Consider the following 17,582-nt stretch of genomic DNA (forward strand, 5'->3'; position numbering starts at 1 on the left):
ATCAATCAGTTAGTATTAACCTCTAATTTGAAATCTATTTCATGGGACATATTTGGGACACAATCATTAAATATTGAGTCTATTTGTCTGGCATGTTCATTTAAATGATTCGGTGAAAGATGGGCATATCTTTTCACCATTTCAATTGACTCCCAACCACCCATTTCCTGTAAAGCAGAAATAGGAACACCGGATTGAACTAACCAACTTGCCCATGTATGCCTTAAATCATGAAATCTGAAATTATCTATTCCGGCTCTTTTTAATCCAGCCTTCCAAGCCTTATTTCCGTCAACTCTCATTTTCCTTATTTCTGGTGTTAATTTTCCGTTAGGTTTCACTGATGATGACATGGGAACAAAAACCCATCGATTATGCTTCCCAATCTGCCCACGCAAAACTTTGCATGCTGTGTCATTTAGGGCGGCGCCTATCGCTCTGCCATTTTTCGCATCCTCAGAATGTATCCAGGCTATCTTTCTTTGAATATCCAGTTGAGACCATTCAAGGTTAAGTATGTTCGATCTCCGCAATCCAGTGGCAAGGGCGAACATTACGACAGGTTTTAAGTAATCTGGAAGGGCGTTAATTAGCCTTGAGGCCTCTTCCTGAGTAAACCAACGTATTCGTTTGTTTTTTGGTGACCTCGCTTTGATTATTGGCACTGCATCTAACCACCCCCATTCATTAGCAGCCATTCTCAGAAGTGATCGCATAAACGCTTGGTGAGAATATTTAGTTGATTGAGTGACTGGCTTTTCTTTATATACGGGAATAAGCCTCCCCTCCTCTGAAGTACTGCAAAAAAAGCTTATTTTAGATTTGTCAGCATCAAGTGTAGTAACGTAGAATTTTTCTTAGGAATAGAGGCGTATCAAGGGACACATCTTACTTGCGGGGCAGGTAATAACATCACATTGAATAACCTTTATTTTAATGATTAATCATATAATAGCTCATCAAGTATAAATGGTGCCAAAGCTCAGATCGATGGGTTGATGGGTAGAAGTACCCCGCAGATCTCTTCAGTCTCCCGTGCTTGTATATTTTCATATGGTTTAAATAATAATGTCACTGTTATTAATCCGGAGTATTTTGGCGTAAACATTACCGATGACCCAAGCTATATCAGATATGTTCATAACATGGCTAGCGGAAATGCTATTTCAATAATTGGTGGTTATATTTCCAACGCCGCGTTATTCGGCCTTACACGTGCGAAATTTAACCTATTTCGCTCTTTGAATACACGAAATATATTAACTGACGACTTCCCGTCTGGGTATGCACCAACTGGCGCTGATGTAGCTACACATACGGCATGGCAAACTAAAGTTACCAATGGTGGCGATGGCCGCGTAGCGCTAGATGCACCGTCTGGTTATAAGATTTTAGATTTTACGGCGCTAGTAATTGGCTCTACAACAAGCAGCCCAATGGGATTGGGTGTGCTTTCATCTACAGATACACAGATACAATTACAGTCTAATGCGGGCGGGGTTACAGTGCAGTATAAACTAACGATACAAATCACAAAGTAACATAACCATAAAGCATGGAGTGTTTATTTTTAATGATAAACACCCCATCAATTTAACCTCCCTGATTATATTTTCTTTTTACCCGACCTCACTCTTAAATAAATAAAACATGACACAATAAAAACAAATGAAACAAAAAAAGGAATAGTTGTTAACATTTTATTGTAAGAGACGGTTATAATTCCATTTGATGGGTTTTTTATTAAAATTAGTCCATTATCTGATTGGGTATAATCTATTGGTAGATCATTGTTAGTTACCTTGTAGCCATCATATGCCATTATTGGTAATGTAATTTCTTTTTTACTCTCACTGTCTACTGTAAATGTTATATCTCCATTTTTAATGTTTGAAATCTCTATTTTTTTGTTTGATTTTAGATTTCGTATTGTGTCTATGTTGTTATTTTTATTTTTTTCATACACCGTTGTCATATAGTCATGAAATTCATGATGTGGTATCTCGTTTGTTCTATTTATTATGGAGTTATGCATTGGGTAGAATGAAGTGATTAATGCTGATATAATAATTAAGAAATTAAGTGATTTACTATTTATGCTTTTTAATGAGTATACAAGCAGTAGAACCATCGCTGGCACGCAAATAACCATTAGTCTCCAAGGAAATTGCAGAAACCTAACTACGGGAATCTTTTCACTTACCATGTACCATGGGAAAATGTTTGTAGATGCGATAAGAAATAGTAGGCAAATACTTAATATACTTAAATCAACATGATTTGATTTTTTAGCATCCCTAACAATATAAAATATAAATATAATATTTATTATTATGCCAGATGAGATTAGTATACCTTTTGTAGTGAGTCCAGTTTGTGATTTTGTTCCAAATATCATCTCTGATATCTCTACCCCAAACTTACCCATTGTATTGTATGATACAGCAAGTGCGTGAAATGCAAAAACATTGCCTTTAATAAAATGATATATTAAGGGAACAGTAAAGAAAGCAGTTGATAATATTACAAAAAAGACACTTATAATTAAGTACTTTATGGTTTTTATATCAATTAGCTTTTTTATATTAATTAAGAAAAGTAATGTTAAATATAAAATAGAGGCAATAAATGATGGTATGTTTGAAATAAGAATCAGGGATAAACTTATTGGAAATAGTGCTTTACCTTCATCCCCTGAAATAAGTGCTCTGGATCCAACTATAAGCATTGGGGCAAACGCCATTGCTAATAGTTCACCTAAATCAATTCTTATATATGCATCGCTCAATAAATAGCCGGAAGTTGAGAATAGAATAGCAGCAATTATTGCATATCTATTGTTTTTATGTAACTTCATAGCAGATATATACATACTGATGAAGCAAATAATTATTATTACAGCAACAGATATCTTAAATTGATTCTGCTCTGACAGGCTAAATAAAAAAACAAACTTCACTAGACCCATAACGTACACGCTTAATGGTGGGTAAAACATATTCCATGATAACCCATACCAATCATCGCTATAATAATCAAATAATGGTGGAATCTGAAGATTCATTATTTGATTATTAATGTCTTTAAGCCTTCCATAGTGAGCCATAGCATCATAGCTAGAAAATGTCCCATCAATTAAACATGGGTAAATAACCACAAATAATGTAATTATCGCTAGTAGATATAGCCTGAAATTTATATGCATATTTGATTCTCCATTTTTAATGCTGACAAGTCTATCATCTATAAATCAGACGATCATCTATTGATTTAGTATTGATATGATTGGGTAAAACTTATTTTAGAGATTGGTGTTGTAATAGTGTGGAATGCGCAGATCGCATCCGGTTAAAGCGCTAGGGTAGTATTGAGTAAGTGGGATGGTGGGCAGGGTTACCAAGGTGGGGCGGTATATAGTAGTGCATGGGCATTTACGGTTATAATTACACAAAAATAGATTAGCATCGGAAGTTGTAAATGCTAAACCGGATAGATAATCGGACTATTTTCTATTATTATAAATAACAATGAGTTACGAAATTCATTGGGATTCTGCTGAGTGAAAGCGAGGCACCGCGAGTCATATCAAGCAGCGCATTTTTACGGTACTAATGGAGCGAATTCAGGGACTGACGGAAGAATTTATGGCAAACTTGATAAACAGGCATAGAGACGTGACCTTACTTTTTGGTGGAATACTAAATAGATCACAATCTTCTATGCCTATCTTTATTTATGGGGAACTCTCAGCCTGAAAGGGGCTTATTTCAATGTTATTATGTTCCTTTCACCCTCGGAAAGAGTTATATACCTACTTTCAAATATTATTTTACTATTGCTTGATGTAATATTTACATTATTAGCCATTTCAACTGGGATGTTATAATGTTTTAGCATTATCATGCCAGACCAACTATATAACGGCGTTATCATCCATTTAAGTACAGGAAATCTTTTGAACTCCATACTTGTTGCTTGGCTGGTTGATACTTGACCTGTAATGTACATCTTACTTTTAAACCATGACTTTGGTATCTCGCTAGCTATTTGATAAAATACTTTATCTTCTAATGCCCTTTGTGATTTGCTGGCATTACCATAAGCTGACGACAAGGAAAGACTTAGAGTTACTGGTATTATACAAGCGACAACAGAAATTATTTTTTTATCAATTAAAGTGCATAGATACCCTACAAGAAGCATTAATCCCGGCATTCCCATCATTACCCGTGGAGCTACAACTGTCTTGTCAATAAATAAAAATGGCCCTACCACTGAAAATATAGAAACCAGTATGCTAGACATTATAAGTACAATTGCAATTATTTTTGATTTTGAGCTTTCATTGTTTTTTATTATTTTTAAAGATATAGAAAAAATAGCTATTGTAGCTACGAATAGCGCTATAGCCCAAGCATAAATAAACGCTGTGTTATTCAAACTTTCAATGATTGCAGCAAATCTATTAATATTGTTTCTCAAGCTTTCTATTGGATTGCTTGCCTTAAAGATTAAATCAGAATTAACTGATTTCGCAACATAAATTGGAGCTATAACCTTTAAATATATAATTAAAGCCAATATTAATGATAGCACTCTATTTATTACCGCTTTTGCTGCCACAATGCCACTTCCAGTAGAGCGTATATTGAAAATTATTTCAATTGCGCAAATGGCAATAAATATATTAACAGTTGCTTGGTATAAACATAGCGATGCTATTATCATTATGGCCGATAAAAACACCCTAGACACTAACCCGACTTTTTGAACCAAAATAGAGTATGGCAAAACACTAAAGAAAACGCCAAGCATCATAGGGAAGCTATCAAATTGATATGATAGATTCTGTAAAAAAAATGGACTTAGCGAAAATAGAGAAAATGCTATGCCAGTAGTAATGTCTCTTTTTATAGCAAAACGGTTGTATAGGATGATAGATGAGGCAGCAAGAAGAGTTGTCGCCAAAATTAATGTTAATGGGAATAAATTAACAACAAAGTCGCTTCCGAACCCAAGCCCCATGACTACAACGTCAGACAATGGTCTTCCAAGCGCACCCCAGTAAGCTTCTCCATTTGCGGATCGAAGTATATCATCCTGATATAAGATACCAGATAACAGTATAGGAAGTGAGAATAAGGCTGTGATGATTGCTATAGCCTTGCTTCCACTATCAAATAGATATCTTTCTTTCATTTATTTCCCTTAACTATATAGCGCGGTCGGCTTTTTGATTCCATATATATACGTCCAATGTACTCACCAAGCACCCCTATCCCTATTAGCTGAATCCCACCAAGAAATAGTATTGCAGTCATTAAAGATGGATATCCCGGAACCGGGTTACCCCAAATCAATTTATCTACAATCATCCATGCAGCATAAATAAATGCGAATGCAGATACGGCAAGCCCAATGTATGACCACATTCGCAGTGGGAACGTAGAGAAGCTGGTGATCCCCTCAAGTGCAAGGTTCCATAGCTTCCAACCATTAAACTTCGATTCTCCAGCGCAACGTTCAGCACGTGAATACTCCACAACTTCAGTCCTGCCACCAACCCATGACAATATTCCCTTCATGAATAGGTTACGCTCTGGAAGCAGCTTGATATTTTCAACTGTTTCGCGCGACATCAATCTGAAATCACCCACATTTTCTTCTATTTTTGGGGTGCTAATTTTATTGTGGAGCTTATAGAACCATTCTGCTGATTTTCGCTTAAGTCCACTGTCAGTGGAGCGATCTGAGCGTTTAGCTAAAACAACATCTGCGCCAGCTTTCCATTTTTCGATTAGCTGCGGTATGACATCAATCGGGTCTTGTAGGTCAACATCAATAGGGATAATCGCATCGCCTGTCGCATGGTCAAGCCCGGCGAATAAAGCTGGTTCTTTGCCAAAGTTGCGGGTAAAGCTTAAGGGAACAACAAGAGAGTCTGAAATAGCCAGCGCGTTAATAATATTTTTTGTTGAGTCTTTGCTTCCATCATCGATAAAAACAATCTCAATCTCATAAGGCTTTAGTGGCTCATATTCGCGAACTGCTTTATAGAAGATGGGGATCGCGTCTTCTTCGTTGAATACAGGCACAACCAGAGAAATTTTCATTTAGTTTCCCTAAATACAATGAATTTCGAGTAGAAAAATCCGCATACAAGACTGATGGCTGAGAAGCATATCAGCGTAAACAGGGCAGGGAGTCCGAAGTAATCAGCAAACCAGCCCGTTGCTGCGCTAAGCACCCCCATGAACCCGACATAAAGCATGTATCGCACTGTCGTTGTGCGTGCCTTAAATGTGAATCGGGCATTAGCAAAGAATGAGAATGTCACTGCTACACAGAAAGCGATGAAGTTAGCCAGCGCCTGATTAGTGTGGAAAGCGTAAAGGCAAACGGCAAACACTACCCAGTGGATAGCGGTATTAAAAATACCAACTGTAAAATATTTTGAAAATAGCTTAAGCATTTGTCAATAAGAGTCATTTTAAGTAATGGCAAGAGTGTAGCATTTGAGATGCTAATGATCAGCTATTGATTGAGTTGTTCTAAAAATCATACGAGTGATGTGGGTAAGCGTAGCTATGTGTATGGTGGCATGTGTACCGGAGAGAAGTGTGAATGCAGTTTTAGGCTTTAAAAACAGTCTGTTACATGTGATTTTAGGGGGCATTAGTCGCAGGTTCGAACCCTGCACGACCCACCAGCAAACTCCGAAATATCAATAAATTACAAAACCCTCAGTTAAAACCCCCAAAAGTAGTGGCGACAAAATGGCGACAGAAATCTGTGGCAATGGCGATATTTTGACGCTAAAAAAAACCGCGAGTTAGCAGGTTGTTTTTTAGCCAAATAATATAATTAGAAATTGAGCGTTGATTGTCCTTGAGCCGTTGAATGTGGCGGAATTTTATTAATAACACCCAGCGTCATAATAGAGCGAATAAAATGTCTCCATTATAATAAAGGTGTGTCCGTAATTAATATTGGTACACTGATTATATCTCTCTTTAGTTTCGGCAGATATTTCACGACTGGATCGAGTATGCGCTGTGCAACGGCAAATAGGGCATTTCATCATAATAAACACTTCAACGTTCATTTGAGTTTATTAACTACTTTAAATTACTCAAATTGATAAATAATCTGTTTTTATTCAATGCGTTATACTGATAATCATTTGAGGTGCTTGATTTTTCGTAGTCTGGGGATCATGCTCATTTCATGAACATCAGACTCTCACCTGAACAAATTGCAGTCCTTGAGATTCAGCACCGACAAAGTCGTAACCGCCGTGTCTGCGACAGGATTCGTTCTGTGCTTTGGTCTGCTCAGGGCTGGTCAACGGCCATGATTGCTCAATCACAGTTCATTCATGAGACCACTGTTCTGCGCTGTATCACCGGGTTTCACTGGTGCATGACTGGGCGGTGGATGAATAAATATGTTCGGAACAACCGGTATTTTGTCTCTGCAAAAGCCTCCGGGTGGCGATAACCGAATTTTTCAGACATACCCTGCCAAGTGATCGCGGGGAAGCGCGCAAGTCGCATTAACGATAATTTTCAAAAACTCACATCTGTATCTTCGGGATGATTGGGTTTAAGTCGACTGTTCTGTACTACGGATAACTTTATGAGTTCACTCAAATTACATTTCAACATTCTGGCAGGATACAACGCATGGGCGAATGAGCGTTTGTATTCCTGTGTTGGACAGATTGGCTCAGATGCCTATCGTAACGATTGTGGTGCTTTCTTTGGATCTATCGAGGGAACGCTAAATCACCTACTCGTGACCGACCGGATATGGAGGCATCGGTTAAGCGCATTACCTGAAACAGGGTATTGTTTGGACCAGATTCTATTCGACAACGATTTGCCTGGTTTAAGACTGGCACGGAAAGAAGAAGATGAGAAGATCGTTGATTTTATCGTGGGGTTGTCGGAAGCCGACCTGAGTACCACTATCACCTATCGCCGGGCTTCGACGCCAGAGCTGAAAAAGCAGATTATCTGGTCTGCTTTGGCTCACTGGTTCAATCACCAGGCCCATCATCGAGGGCAGGTTCATGCGATGTTGTCACGCGTTTCGGGGAAAGCGCCCGAACTAGACTTGCTGATATATCAAAGGCAACAGGAAAACAGCAATTAACTCGATGCTCAATGTGTGTAGAAGATTGATAGGGAATTGCGCCACCTCCGTTGCTTCATGGTGGCGACATCAAGACGTTTAATTCTTCATCTTGAAGTTTATTTTCAATATTTATCAATATGTTGTATCTAATAGTGGAACTTCAAGTTCAAGGTTGATGCAGCACTGATCCGGAAAGTCTTTTTATTCGTTGATCATCTTACCTAAAAATATTTTCAAACATATATCTGTCATCGGTAATATGCGATTCTGGACATAAGAATACGAATTCTACCGTTGTTTTTGCGATGAGTTGATGTGCAGTATTGGGATAAATGCAAAATACAGAACCTTTGCTAAATTTATCTTCTCGGTGATTTTTTAAAATACCCTCTATAACGTCTGCTGTCCAAATTGAACCCTCTCCCGAAAGGATGATATACCATTCTTCACCCTCAGTATGACTATGGCAGACAACATACTTTCCTTGATCAATTATTGTACCATAGGCCTGTAACCCCTCTTTCTTAAACATTTCTATAATTGATATACCCACCACAGGGTCTTCTTTTATTTTATTTCCAGCAAAATTTGAAAAATTTATCATGCCAAACATCCTTTTAGTCTGCAGAGTAAAAAATGGCCTGAACATTTGATGGTAACCGCTATTTAATAATTAAATAATCACGACTTAAGTATAAAGACAAGATGAGTAATTTATTATTTAATTAATAATTAAAATATAATCCTAATACTAAAAGGTGAATTGAATGAATGAAAATCTATACGACGCTCTCAAATTATTAATACATTTTTTTGCGCTAAGCTCTGAACCTTGGGGGGCAAAAGATAATCAATCAAAGTTTATTTATGCAAATGATAAATACAAATCCTTATTGGCGTTACTAAAAAAAATTTTCGTTGAAGGGCGATTTGATGGAGAACTCCCAGCGCCTACTGCTGAGTTTCAAACAGATTTTCAACAGCATGACCGCAAAGTAGAGCTATTGCAAGACCGTATAACATCAATTGAAATACATGCTTTTGATGGTCAATCATATTTTCAAGCTTGGTTTTTTGATAAGTATCCTTTAATAGATAAAGATGGTGTTTCACAAGGAACGATTTTCCATGGAAGACCGGTCGATAATCTATTGCTGAAGAATTTGTATAAAATAAAAATCCCAACCTCAGGGCGCTCCTTTTCCTCATCCAATGCAGGCCAATCTGTAATTTGTTGTGCTGTTGGGCCCCATTCTTCTAAATGTGTAATAATAAAACCATGCTTAATCAAAATATTAATATAATTTCCTAAGGTTCTATGCTGTTTGATAACCCTCTTAGCCAACCAATCTGTTACCCGTTTCCCTTCAGCCTGATAGCCATTTACTGGCCACTCCGGAGCACCATCCAATCCATCAATTGAACGACTAAGTTTGGCGTAACCTGAAAAAACGTCCTGATTATCATAAATATTTTGCGTCATTTATATTATTCCATAAAAAATATCTAGTTAAGCAAAAGGCGTGCTTTCAGCTAACAGCCAGCTGTTATAAGAGAATAATAGGAATCTGAATACCCCTAAATCAATGATAGATAAGGCTTACATTATCCCATTAGTAAAAGAAATACACAGTCTATTACCTTATTGCCCGCCCAAATTTTATAAAGTGAGCCATACTATGAGATAACGGTAAAATGGAGTATCAAGCCTATGAAAAACCCCACTATTTTTCAGTTCTTTCATTGGTATTATCCTGACGGAGGTAAGCTATGGCAGGAGGTCGCTGAGCAAGCAGAGCATATTAGTCAACTTGGGATTAATTATGTTTGGCTTCCTCCAGCCTATAAAGGAGCCTCGGGTGGATATTCTGTCGGATATGATACCTATGACTTATTTGATTTAGGTGAATTTGATCAGAAGGGGACTCAGGCGACAAAATACGGAAATAAAGAGGAGCTTGTGAATGCAATTAATCGCTTAAAGGAAGTGGATATCAAAATCCTTTTTGATGTTGTATTCAATCATAAAATGGGTGCTGATGAAAAAGAAGCGGTAAGTGTCCATAACGTCAATATTGAAAACCGTACTGACATTGACGATGAGGTTATCGATACCCAGGCTTATACCCGATTTACTTTTCCGGGCCGTAATGAAATATATTCCTCCTTTATTTGGGATAAGCAGTGCATTAATGGCGTTGACCATATTGAAGATCCGGCAGGTGAAGGTATTTTTAAGATTATAAATGATTATAGCAATGAAGGTTGGGGAACCGAAGTTGACGATGAGTTAGGTAATTTTGATTATCTAATGGGAGCCGATATTGATTTTCGTAACCCCGCAGTAATAGAGGAGCTAAAGTATTGGGGGGAATGGTTGTTAGAAACACTACCCATTGATGGTTTCCGTTTGGATGCAGTAAAGCATATTCCTGCATGGTTCTTTAAACAATGGATTCAGCACGTACAAAATAAAGCGGATCATGATTTGCTGATTATCGCGGAATATTGGTCTCCTGATATTACAAAGTTACAACAATATCTGGAACGGGTGGAAGGTTTGGCAATGCTGTTTGATGTCGCTTTACACCACAAGTTTCACGAAGCCTCAAATCAAGGTGAGGATTTTGATCTTACACCAGTGTTCAGTGGGACATTAATTGAAGCCGATCCAATGCATACCATCACTATAGTGGCAAATCATGACACTCAACCACTCCAATCGCTAGAAGCGCCAGTCGAGCCTTGGTTTAAACCGCTAGCATACGCATTAATTTTAATTCGTGAGCAGGGGATACCATGCGTATTTTATCCTGATTTATTTGGTACTAGCTATGAAGATACTGGGGATGATGGCGGGACTTATCAAATAGAAATGCCAATCATTGCGGAGTTAGATAAATTAATTCAAGCTAGAAAGCGCTTCGCACATGGTGCACAAAGTGACTATTTTGATGATAAGAATTGTATTGCTTTTGTGCGAGCTGGCACAGAGGAAGACCCCGGCTGTGTTGTTATTCTTTCTAATGGTGCGGAAAATAAGAAAGTAATCACGCTTGGGGAAGACTTAGCTAATAAAGAGTTTGCTGATTTTTTAGGTAATCATCCGGCTATTATTACTACAGATGATTCTGGTGAGGCGGTATTCCCAGTAAGTGGGGGGAGTGTGAGCCTTTGGGTACAAAAAGAGTTTTTGCAATAATATGATGTGAGTTAACCTTGTATACCCCAAAAACGTTAGGTGATTAATCATGGTCTTCGTCATTATTTGGTTTGTTGTTGCAGGACTAAGCGAGTATTTGGTCTGGGGTTATCCTCTGTTGGCGGTATCATTAGCACTATTTTTTGTGGTGCTTGGTGGCTACTGGATTTACAAAATCAGAAAAATTCAGGTCAGTGATGAGCCGTCTGATGAGGTGAGATCAAAGTCAATCAGTAATTTAAACCTGACTTTTTCTGTAATAATGCTGGCTATTCATGCCCTTGTTTTGTTGCTATTACGCTGATTAGACGAGGTTTATAACATAGCCGCCGTTAACTGTGCCACTGACTCCAGGCTGATATGAGTATCCAGGCTGCAATAATCCAACATAAAACAGCGGCACTTAACGCAATGGATAAACGTAGGTGGTCAAGAAAAAAATAAAGTGATATCAGATAGATAAAGTAAGGAATAATTGCCCATAAGCCAAAAATAATTGTTACACGCAATGCTTCGATGCTACGTTCACTGCCGACAATATAATGCGCAAGAAGCGCAAACGTTGGAAACAATGGGATCAAGCCCGCAATATAGTAATTACGTGTTTTCGATAATATTCCAATTAACACCACAACGCTGGCACCGATTAATGCTTTAAGTAATAGGCTCATCATTGTCTCGAACGACCATAAAATAAGCTGCCGATAGAGTATATTTCGATGAAAGAAAAAGAATTTTCTATATCGGCAGCATGACTGCATAGGGATATTACAGGCTGTCACTTGCTGCTATTGACGATAGCCGCTTTTAATTTGAGCCAGTGTATTGGCGAAAACTTCAGCTTGAGCAGTGTCTTCGATATCGGCAATGGAACGTTCGATATTTAAGATTACTTTCCCCGCATCGGCTTGGCCGATCGCTTTTAGCAGCAGGGTTACAGTAGCTTTCAAACATGCAACTTCATTGGCTAAAGTTTCTGGATCAGCAGAAGTGGTAAAGTCTGGATTACTCATTTTTTTTCCTGAAGTAGTCGCTTGCTTGTGGACAAGATGGATGCAGGTAGACCCGCACGACAGTGAACATAAGCGGCATTATTAAACAGTTATCGTATTATATCATAAACTGATGATTAGCTTTGATAACATGTGCGCAATCTTCAATGAGCGCCACAAGCCAAGAGAGTATTTATGCTGATGCTGTGGCCAATCTATGTCTCTATTCGTGCTGGATGGATTAACTTAATTAAGTTCATAATGTCCATATTTTCTTATAATGGGTAAATTGTGTTAAAAATCACGCATTTTCATAGTGAATAAAAGATCAATAATAAATAAAAAAATAAGAATAATTCCTATACTTAAAAATAGAACAAAATTATCTGATTGTTAGTTGTATCAATATGTTGTGTTTGCTGGCATAAAAATAACTTTTCTGAGGGTGAAAATTATTTTTTTATGAACGAATAGATAACCACAAGAAAAATCTTAAAAAAACTTTTCTTTTTTATCTTGTCATTAATTGATACATCTGAAATTTTATGTACATAGTAAAAATGTTGATGAAAACAATATCTGTCAAACGATATAGATATGAATTTGCAATTATTCTGTATTCATTCTTTGCCCGAAAACAAGTAATATCATTACTGTAAGTAAAGCGTGATTAGGTTACTCCCTTATTTTTGGAGAATTTTCTTTGATTAGCGTTCTTCTTGTTGATGACCACGAACTGGTGCGCGCAGGGATACGACGCATTCTTGAAGACATCAAGGGTATCAAAGTAGCGGATGAGATGCAGTGTGGTGAAGATGCGGTAAAATGGTGCCGCAGCCATATTGTTGATATCGTATTGATGGATATGAATATGCCCGGCATCGGCGGGTTGGAGGCTACACGTAAAATTTTACGCTTCTCTCCGGATACTAAAGTTATCATGTTGACTATTCATACTGAGAATCCATTACCCGCGAAAGTTATGCAGGCGGGTGCCTGTGGGTACTTAAGTAAAGGTGCGGCACCTCAGGATGTAGTGACTGCTATCCGTGCTGTTCATTCGGGGCAACGTTACATAGCCTCAGATATTGCACAGCAAATGGCGTTGGGGCAGTTGGAACCCTCGACGGAAACACCTTTTAGTTGTTTATCTGAGCGTGAGTTACAAATTATGCTCATGATAACGAAAGGCCAGAAGGTGAATGAGATATCGGAACAACTTCATCTGAGCCCAAAAACGGTGAACAGTTACCGTTACCGGATGTTTAGTAAGCTTAATATTAGTGGTGACGTTGAATTGACCCACTTGGCTATCCGCCATGGGCTGTTTAACGCGGAGACGTTATCAAATAGTGACTGATTGTTTTGATTCTAAAGAGTTTTTGAAAACTGTCACCAGCCAACCTGGTGTTTACCGCATGTATGATAAGGCGGGAACAGTTATTTATGTCGGCAAAGCGAAAGATCTCAAGAAGCGCCTGACCAGCTATTTCCGTGCTCAGGTTGCGAGCCGTAAAACGGAAACCTTAGTTAAGAATATTGCCCAGATTGATGTAACCGTCACTCATACGGAGACGGAAGCGCTCTTACTTGAGCATAATTACATCAAACTTTATCAGCCCCGTTACAATGTGTTGTTGCGGGATGATAAATCGTATCCACTTATTTTCCTCAGTGCAGATAAGCATCCTCGTCTGGCGATTCATCGTGGTGCAAAGCATGAGAAAGGGGAATATTTTGGGCCATTTCCAAATTCCTATGCCGTTCGCGAAACTTTAGCATTATTACAAAAGCTTTTTCCTGTTAGACAATGTGAAAACAGTGTTTATCGCAATCGCTCGCGGCCTTGTCTGCAATACCAAATTGGCCGTTGTTCTGGGCCCTGTGTTACCGGATTAGTGACTGAAGAAGAGTATCAGCGCCAGGTCGATTATGTGCGTTTGTTCCTCTCAGGCAAAGACCAACAAGTATTGACGCAATTGATTTCACGCATGGAAGATGCCAGTCGATTGCTTCATTTTGAAGATGCGGCGCGTATTCGTGACCAAATACAAGCGGTACGGCGCGTTACGGAGCAGCAGTTTGTTTCCGGCGACAGTGAAGATCTCGATGTCATCGGGGTAGCGTTTGATGCTGGATTAGCTTGTGTACATGTGTTGTTTATTCGGCAGGGAAAGATTCTGGGAAGCCGAAGTTATTTCCCCAAGGTTCCTGCTGGAACTGAATTGAGTGAAGTTGTTCAGACATTCGTCGGGCAGTTTTACTTACAAGGAAGCCAAGGGCGTACGCTCCCAGGTGAAATTTTGTTAGATTTCACCCTTGAGGAAAAGGATCTGTTGGCATCCTCTCTTTCTGAACTGGCGGGAAGAAAAATTCAGATCCAAAGTCGTCCTCGTGGTGATCGAGCTCGTTACCTCAAGCTTGCTCGGACGAATGCTTCAACAGCACTGGTGACACGGTTATCGCAGCAATCAACTATCCATCAACGAATGAAAGAGTTGGCTAAGATTCTCAATCTTGATGAGATAAATCGGATGGAATGTTTTGATATCAGCCATACGATGGGAGAGCAGACGGTAGCATCTTGTGTGGTATTTGACGCAAATGGTCCTGTACGTTCGGAATATAGGCGCTACAATATTAGTGGTATCACGCCGGGTGATGATTATGCGGCTATGTCTCAAGTGCTGAAACGCCGATACGGCAAAGCATTAGATGATAAAAAGATCCCCGACGTTATCTTTATTGACGGTGGTAAAGGTCAGTTATCCCAAGCTTTTGACGTTTTTGCTTCACTAAATGTTACGTGGGACAAGCAAAAACCGCTATTAGTTGGGGTTGCTAAAGGAAGTGACCGAAAAGCAGGGCTAGAAACATTGTTTCTGGCAGCTGAAGGGGAGGGCTTTTCATTGCCGCCAGACTCTCCTGCATTACATTTAATTCAACATATTCGTGACGATTCTCACAATCATGCAATAACTGGGCATAGGCAGCGTCGTTCAAAAGTAAAAAATACTAGTGCATTAGAAATGATAGAGGGAGTTGGCCCTAAACGGCGGCAAATACTGCTGAAGTATATGGGGGGACTGCAACCTTTACTTAATGCTAGCGTCGAGGAAATTGCAAAAGTGCCGAGTATTTCACAAGCATTGGCAGAAAAAATCTACAATGCATTGAAACACTGAAGCTAATGTTGCACCATACTCATAATATCCACACCAGCCAGATAGTTATCGTAGCATTATGCAATTGAATATACCGACTTGGCTTACCCTGTTTCGTGTTGTACTCATCCCATTCTTCGTTTTGGCGTTTTACCTGCCATTCGTATGGGCTCCGATGGTTTGTGCCATCATTTTCGTGTTTGCAGCAGCAACCGATTGGTTCGATGGCTTTTTAGCCCGCCGCTGGAAGCAAACAACCCGTTTTGGGGCTTTTCTTGACCCTGTTGCGGATAAAGTTATGGTGGCCATCGCATTAGTGTTGGTTGCTGAATATTACCATGTCTGGTGGATTACTTTGCCGGCAGCGACCATGATTGCCCGTGAAATTATCATTTCCTCTCTCCGGGAATGGATGGCTGAAATTGGTAAACGCAGCAGTGTTGCGGTTTCATGGATTGGTAAGGTAAAAACAACTGCTCAAATGGGCTCATTAGTTGGGTTACTTTGGCGTCCTGACCACAATATTGAGCTTGCGAGCTTTGTTCTACTCTACATTGCCGCGGTACTGACATTTTGGTCAATGTTTCAATATTTAAACGCTGCCTGGAAAGATTTGCTCGAACCTTGATCGAAGCGCCGGAAAAAGCAGCAAACGAACGAATTAGTCAGATAATTTTATTGACTCATCGCGTCAGGTAAGTAGAATGCATCGCATCAGACGGCAGCAACCAAATGTCGAAAGATAGCAAAAAAATCAGTAAGTTCTGATGTTGCGGGAATAGCTCAGTTGGTAGAGCACGACCTTGCCAAGGTCGGGGTCGCGAGTTCGAGTCTCGTTTCCCGCTCCAAATTAGTAGGTTGGCTATAAGCGAACCTCAGCAGTAAGGCAAAGAAGAATAAGGCGCGTTGGCAGAGTGGCCATGCTACGGATTGCAAATCCGTCTACCTCGGTTCGACTCCGGGACGCGCCTCCAGTTTTCCAGAGCCCGGGTGGTGAAATCGGTAGACACAAGGGATTTAAAATCCCTCGGCTTATGGCTGTGCGGGTTCAAGTCCCGCCCCGGGCACCATGGAAAATAGTATAAGTAAAACAAAGTAGTATGAGTATGTCGTTAACCGCCGTGAGGCGGTTTTTTTGTGCCTGAGATTTGGCAAGTGGCAGCAAAATGGCAGCAGGGTGGCAGCATCGTTTTTTTGCTGCCATAAAAAATCCCGCAAAAGCGGGATGAGAGCAGGGCAGATAAATTTATTTCCAGCCGTCAGAACATAACAACCTGGCCGCCGGTTTGTGGGTGGGGTAACACAGGGTTAATCTCGCCGGGTTTTGATATTGAACGCATAAAACTTTCCATCGTCACAAAGGTATGACCGCAATTCACATTAATGCACTGGTGATAGCGCTTTTTGGTTTCGATGGTGATTTGGCTGCTGCTGCGGGTATGGGCTGCGCTGTGGCATAAAGGGCAATTGAACATGATCCGGACTCCAGTATCATCCCAACTAGGGTCGGTGTTAATGATAATTATGCGTGATTATTGATTAAAAATTATCATTCCATATCCAGATCATCTATTTTCACTTCAAGCTCGAGCGCGGTGGTAAAACCACTGTCACTCACTGAATGGGTCACAGTGACCAGCGTCCAATCAGCTTCATCAATCTGTTTTTTGAATCCAATCACTTTAACCGGTACTTCTGGGTAGAGATCTGCGCGCCCTTTCGCAAGTTGGATAGAGAATTTCGCCGCGCCCCGTTGCAGCCGTTCCCAATTCGATTTGGCCGCTCGCTGTGCATTGTGTTTGCTGGCGTAAGTGGTGCGTAATGTCAGCACATTTTCATCGGTGCCAATCAAGTATTCGCCCTGTTTCTCTTCTGGTTGTTTGGGCTTGGTGGGGCTGGTCGTCTTACGTTTGCGCTTACGTTTTACTTTTACCTCTGGTTTTTCGGTGGTGCGGGTATTAAGCCAGTTTGCTACCCCGCCGGATAGAGTAATTGACTCCTCGTCCGGCCCTAAAAATTGGCTACTTGGTCGCTTGCCAATACGCGCATTGGACGGGTGACGCCATGCCATTTGATGCTGAAAAT

At 39.8% G+C, this 17,582-nt stretch carries 17 protein-coding genes, 3 tRNA genes and 5 pseudogenes; 11 read left to right on the forward strand and 14 right to left on the reverse strand.

The window, feature by feature from the left end:
• Positions 1-5: 5 nt before the first annotated feature.
• Positions 6-791: pseudogene (locus DXZ79_RS08895) on the reverse strand (site-specific integrase); the annotation flags it as partial.
• 207 nt (positions 792-998) lie between these two features.
• Here DXZ79_RS08895 and DXZ79_RS08900 point away from each other — a divergent pair.
• Positions 999-1,541 (forward strand): hypothetical protein, encoded by a 543-nt coding sequence (locus DXZ79_RS08900; protein ID WP_120011218.1) that lies wholly within the window; start codon positions 999-1,001, stop codon positions 1,539-1,541.
• 65 nt (positions 1,542-1,606) lie between these two features.
• Here DXZ79_RS08900 and DXZ79_RS08905 read toward each other — a convergent pair whose 3' ends face one another.
• From DXZ79_RS08905 to DXZ79_RS21115, 7 genes and pseudogenes are all read right to left on the reverse strand, one after another.
• Complete coding sequence (locus DXZ79_RS08905) at positions 1,607-3,205, reverse strand: glycosyltransferase family protein (protein WP_120011219.1); 1,599 nt, start codon at positions 3,203-3,205, stop codon at positions 1,607-1,609.
• Positions 3,206-3,548: 343 nt separating this feature from the next.
• A pseudogene (locus tag DXZ79_RS08910) lies at positions 3,549-3,668 on the reverse strand (IS4 family transposase); the annotation flags it as partial.
• A 94-nt stretch (positions 3,669-3,762) separates the two neighbouring features.
• Positions 3,763-5,199, reverse strand: a complete 1,437-nt coding sequence (locus DXZ79_RS08915; protein ID WP_120011220.1) for a glucosyltransferase domain-containing protein — start codon at positions 5,197-5,199, stop codon at positions 3,763-3,765.
• The gene (locus DXZ79_RS08920) at positions 5,196-6,113 is read right to left on the reverse strand and encodes a glycosyltransferase family 2 protein (protein ID WP_120011221.1); all 918 of its coding nucleotides are present in this window, start codon (positions 6,111-6,113) and stop codon (positions 5,196-5,198) included. The genes DXZ79_RS08915 and DXZ79_RS08920 overlap by 4 nt, the downstream gene beginning before the upstream one ends.
• Positions 6,110-6,472 (reverse strand): GtrA family protein, encoded by a 363-nt coding sequence (locus tag DXZ79_RS08925; RefSeq protein WP_038633647.1) that lies wholly within the window; start codon positions 6,470-6,472, stop codon positions 6,110-6,112. The genes DXZ79_RS08920 and DXZ79_RS08925 overlap by 4 nt, the downstream gene beginning before the upstream one ends.
• 392 nt (positions 6,473-6,864) lie before the next feature.
• Positions 6,865-7,084: pseudogene (locus DXZ79_RS08930) on the reverse strand (ogr/Delta-like zinc finger family protein).
• A 150-nt stretch (positions 7,085-7,234) separates the two neighbouring features.
• Positions 7,235-7,369 carry a hypothetical protein gene (locus DXZ79_RS21115; protein ID WP_261369766.1) on the reverse strand — a complete coding sequence of 45 codons (135 nt, stop codon included), beginning with the start codon at positions 7,367-7,369 and terminating at the stop codon, positions 7,235-7,237.
• A 269-nt stretch (positions 7,370-7,638) separates the two neighbouring features.
• Here DXZ79_RS21115 and DXZ79_RS08935 point away from each other — a divergent pair, with 269 nt between their 5' ends.
• Positions 7,639-8,157 (forward strand): DinB family protein, encoded by a 519-nt coding sequence (locus tag DXZ79_RS08935; protein WP_038633646.1) that lies wholly within the window; start codon positions 7,639-7,641, stop codon positions 8,155-8,157.
• 199 nt (positions 8,158-8,356) lie between these two features.
• Here the strand turns inward: DXZ79_RS08935 and DXZ79_RS08940 are convergent, their stop codons facing one another.
• Positions 8,357-8,743 carry a cupin domain-containing protein gene (locus DXZ79_RS08940; protein WP_038633644.1) on the reverse strand — a complete coding sequence of 129 codons (387 nt, stop codon included), beginning with the start codon at positions 8,741-8,743 and terminating at the stop codon, positions 8,357-8,359.
• A gap of 163 nt (positions 8,744-8,906) precedes the next feature.
• Between DXZ79_RS08940 and DXZ79_RS08945 the strand changes: the two are divergent.
• Positions 8,907-9,329, forward strand: a pseudogene (locus DXZ79_RS08945) (PAS domain-containing protein); the annotation flags it as partial.
• Here DXZ79_RS08945 and DXZ79_RS21175 read toward each other — a convergent pair.
• Positions 9,302-9,547 (reverse strand): annotated as a pseudogene (locus DXZ79_RS21175) (SAM-dependent methyltransferase); the annotation flags it as partial. The pseudogenes DXZ79_RS08945 and DXZ79_RS21175 sit on opposite strands and share 28 nt — an antisense overlap.
• Before the next feature lie 303 nt (positions 9,548-9,850).
• Here DXZ79_RS21175 and amyA point away from each other — a divergent pair.
• Together amyA and DXZ79_RS08960 are read left to right on the forward strand one after the other, a co-directional pair.
• Positions 9,851-11,341 (forward strand): alpha-amylase, encoded by a 1,491-nt coding sequence (gene amyA / locus DXZ79_RS08955; RefSeq protein WP_120011222.1) that lies wholly within the window; start codon positions 9,851-9,853, stop codon positions 11,339-11,341.
• 49 nt (positions 11,342-11,390) lie between these two features.
• Positions 11,391-11,645 (forward strand): hypothetical protein, encoded by a 255-nt coding sequence (locus DXZ79_RS08960; protein ID WP_038633638.1) that lies wholly within the window; start codon positions 11,391-11,393, stop codon positions 11,643-11,645.
• Between the two features lie 28 nt (positions 11,646-11,673).
• On the opposite strand, the gene DXZ79_RS08965 is transcribed toward DXZ79_RS08960, so the two are convergent.
• Both DXZ79_RS08965 and DXZ79_RS08970 read right to left on the reverse strand, forming a co-directional pair.
• Positions 11,674-12,012 (reverse strand): GlpM family protein, encoded by a 339-nt coding sequence (locus DXZ79_RS08965; RefSeq protein ID WP_050291805.1) that lies wholly within the window; start codon positions 12,010-12,012, stop codon positions 11,674-11,676.
• A 117-nt stretch (positions 12,013-12,129) separates the two neighbouring features.
• The gene (locus DXZ79_RS08970) at positions 12,130-12,354 is read right to left on the reverse strand and encodes a DUF2594 family protein (RefSeq protein WP_038633636.1); all 225 of its coding nucleotides are present in this window, start codon (positions 12,352-12,354) and stop codon (positions 12,130-12,132) included.
• Between the two features lie 682 nt (positions 12,355-13,036).
• Between DXZ79_RS08970 and uvrY the strand changes: the two genes are divergently transcribed.
• The 6 genes from uvrY (at position 13,037) to DXZ79_RS09000 (ending at position 16,567) form a co-directional block, all read left to right on the forward strand.
• On the forward strand, positions 13,037-13,693 hold the full coding sequence (uvrY, locus tag DXZ79_RS08975; protein WP_038633633.1) for a UvrY/SirA/GacA family response regulator transcription factor: 657 nt from the start codon (positions 13,037-13,039) through the stop codon (positions 13,691-13,693).
• Positions 13,686-15,518: an excinuclease ABC subunit UvrC gene (uvrC, locus tag DXZ79_RS08980; protein ID WP_050291776.1), complete on the forward strand. Its 1,833-nt coding sequence runs from the start codon at positions 13,686-13,688 to the stop codon at positions 15,516-15,518. The genes uvrY and uvrC overlap by 8 nt, the downstream gene beginning before the upstream one ends.
• Before the next feature lie 58 nt (positions 15,519-15,576).
• Positions 15,577-16,125, forward strand: a complete 549-nt coding sequence (pgsA, locus tag DXZ79_RS08985; RefSeq protein ID WP_038633627.1) for a CDP-diacylglycerol--glycerol-3-phosphate 3-phosphatidyltransferase — start codon at positions 15,577-15,579, stop codon at positions 16,123-16,125.
• Between the two features lie 144 nt (positions 16,126-16,269).
• A tRNA-Gly gene (locus tag DXZ79_RS08990) sits at positions 16,270-16,345 on the forward strand.
• A gap of 52 nt (positions 16,346-16,397) precedes the next feature.
• Positions 16,398-16,471, forward strand: a tRNA-Cys gene (locus tag DXZ79_RS08995).
• 10 nt (positions 16,472-16,481) lie between these two features.
• Positions 16,482-16,567 (forward strand) — tRNA-Leu (locus DXZ79_RS09000).
• Positions 16,568-16,756: 189 nt separating this feature from the next.
• On the opposite strand, the gene DXZ79_RS09005 is transcribed toward DXZ79_RS09000, so the two are convergent.
• Together DXZ79_RS09005 and DXZ79_RS09010 are read right to left on the reverse strand one after the other, a co-directional pair.
• Entirely contained in the window at positions 16,757-16,972 is a 216-nt protein-coding gene (locus DXZ79_RS09005) for an ogr/Delta-like zinc finger family protein (protein ID WP_050291775.1), read from the reverse strand.
• A 74-nt stretch (positions 16,973-17,046) separates the two neighbouring features.
• The gene (locus DXZ79_RS09010; RefSeq protein WP_425330480.1) at positions 17,047-17,568 is read right to left on the reverse strand and encodes a phage tail protein; all 522 of its coding nucleotides are present in this window, start codon (positions 17,566-17,568) and stop codon (positions 17,047-17,049) included.
• Between the last annotated feature and the right edge of the window lie 14 nt (positions 17,569-17,582).

The sequence above is a fragment of the Yersinia rochesterensis genome (genome assembly GCF_003600645.1).
Taxonomy (GTDB): domain Bacteria; phylum Pseudomonadota; class Gammaproteobacteria; order Enterobacterales; family Enterobacteriaceae; genus Yersinia; species Yersinia rochesterensis.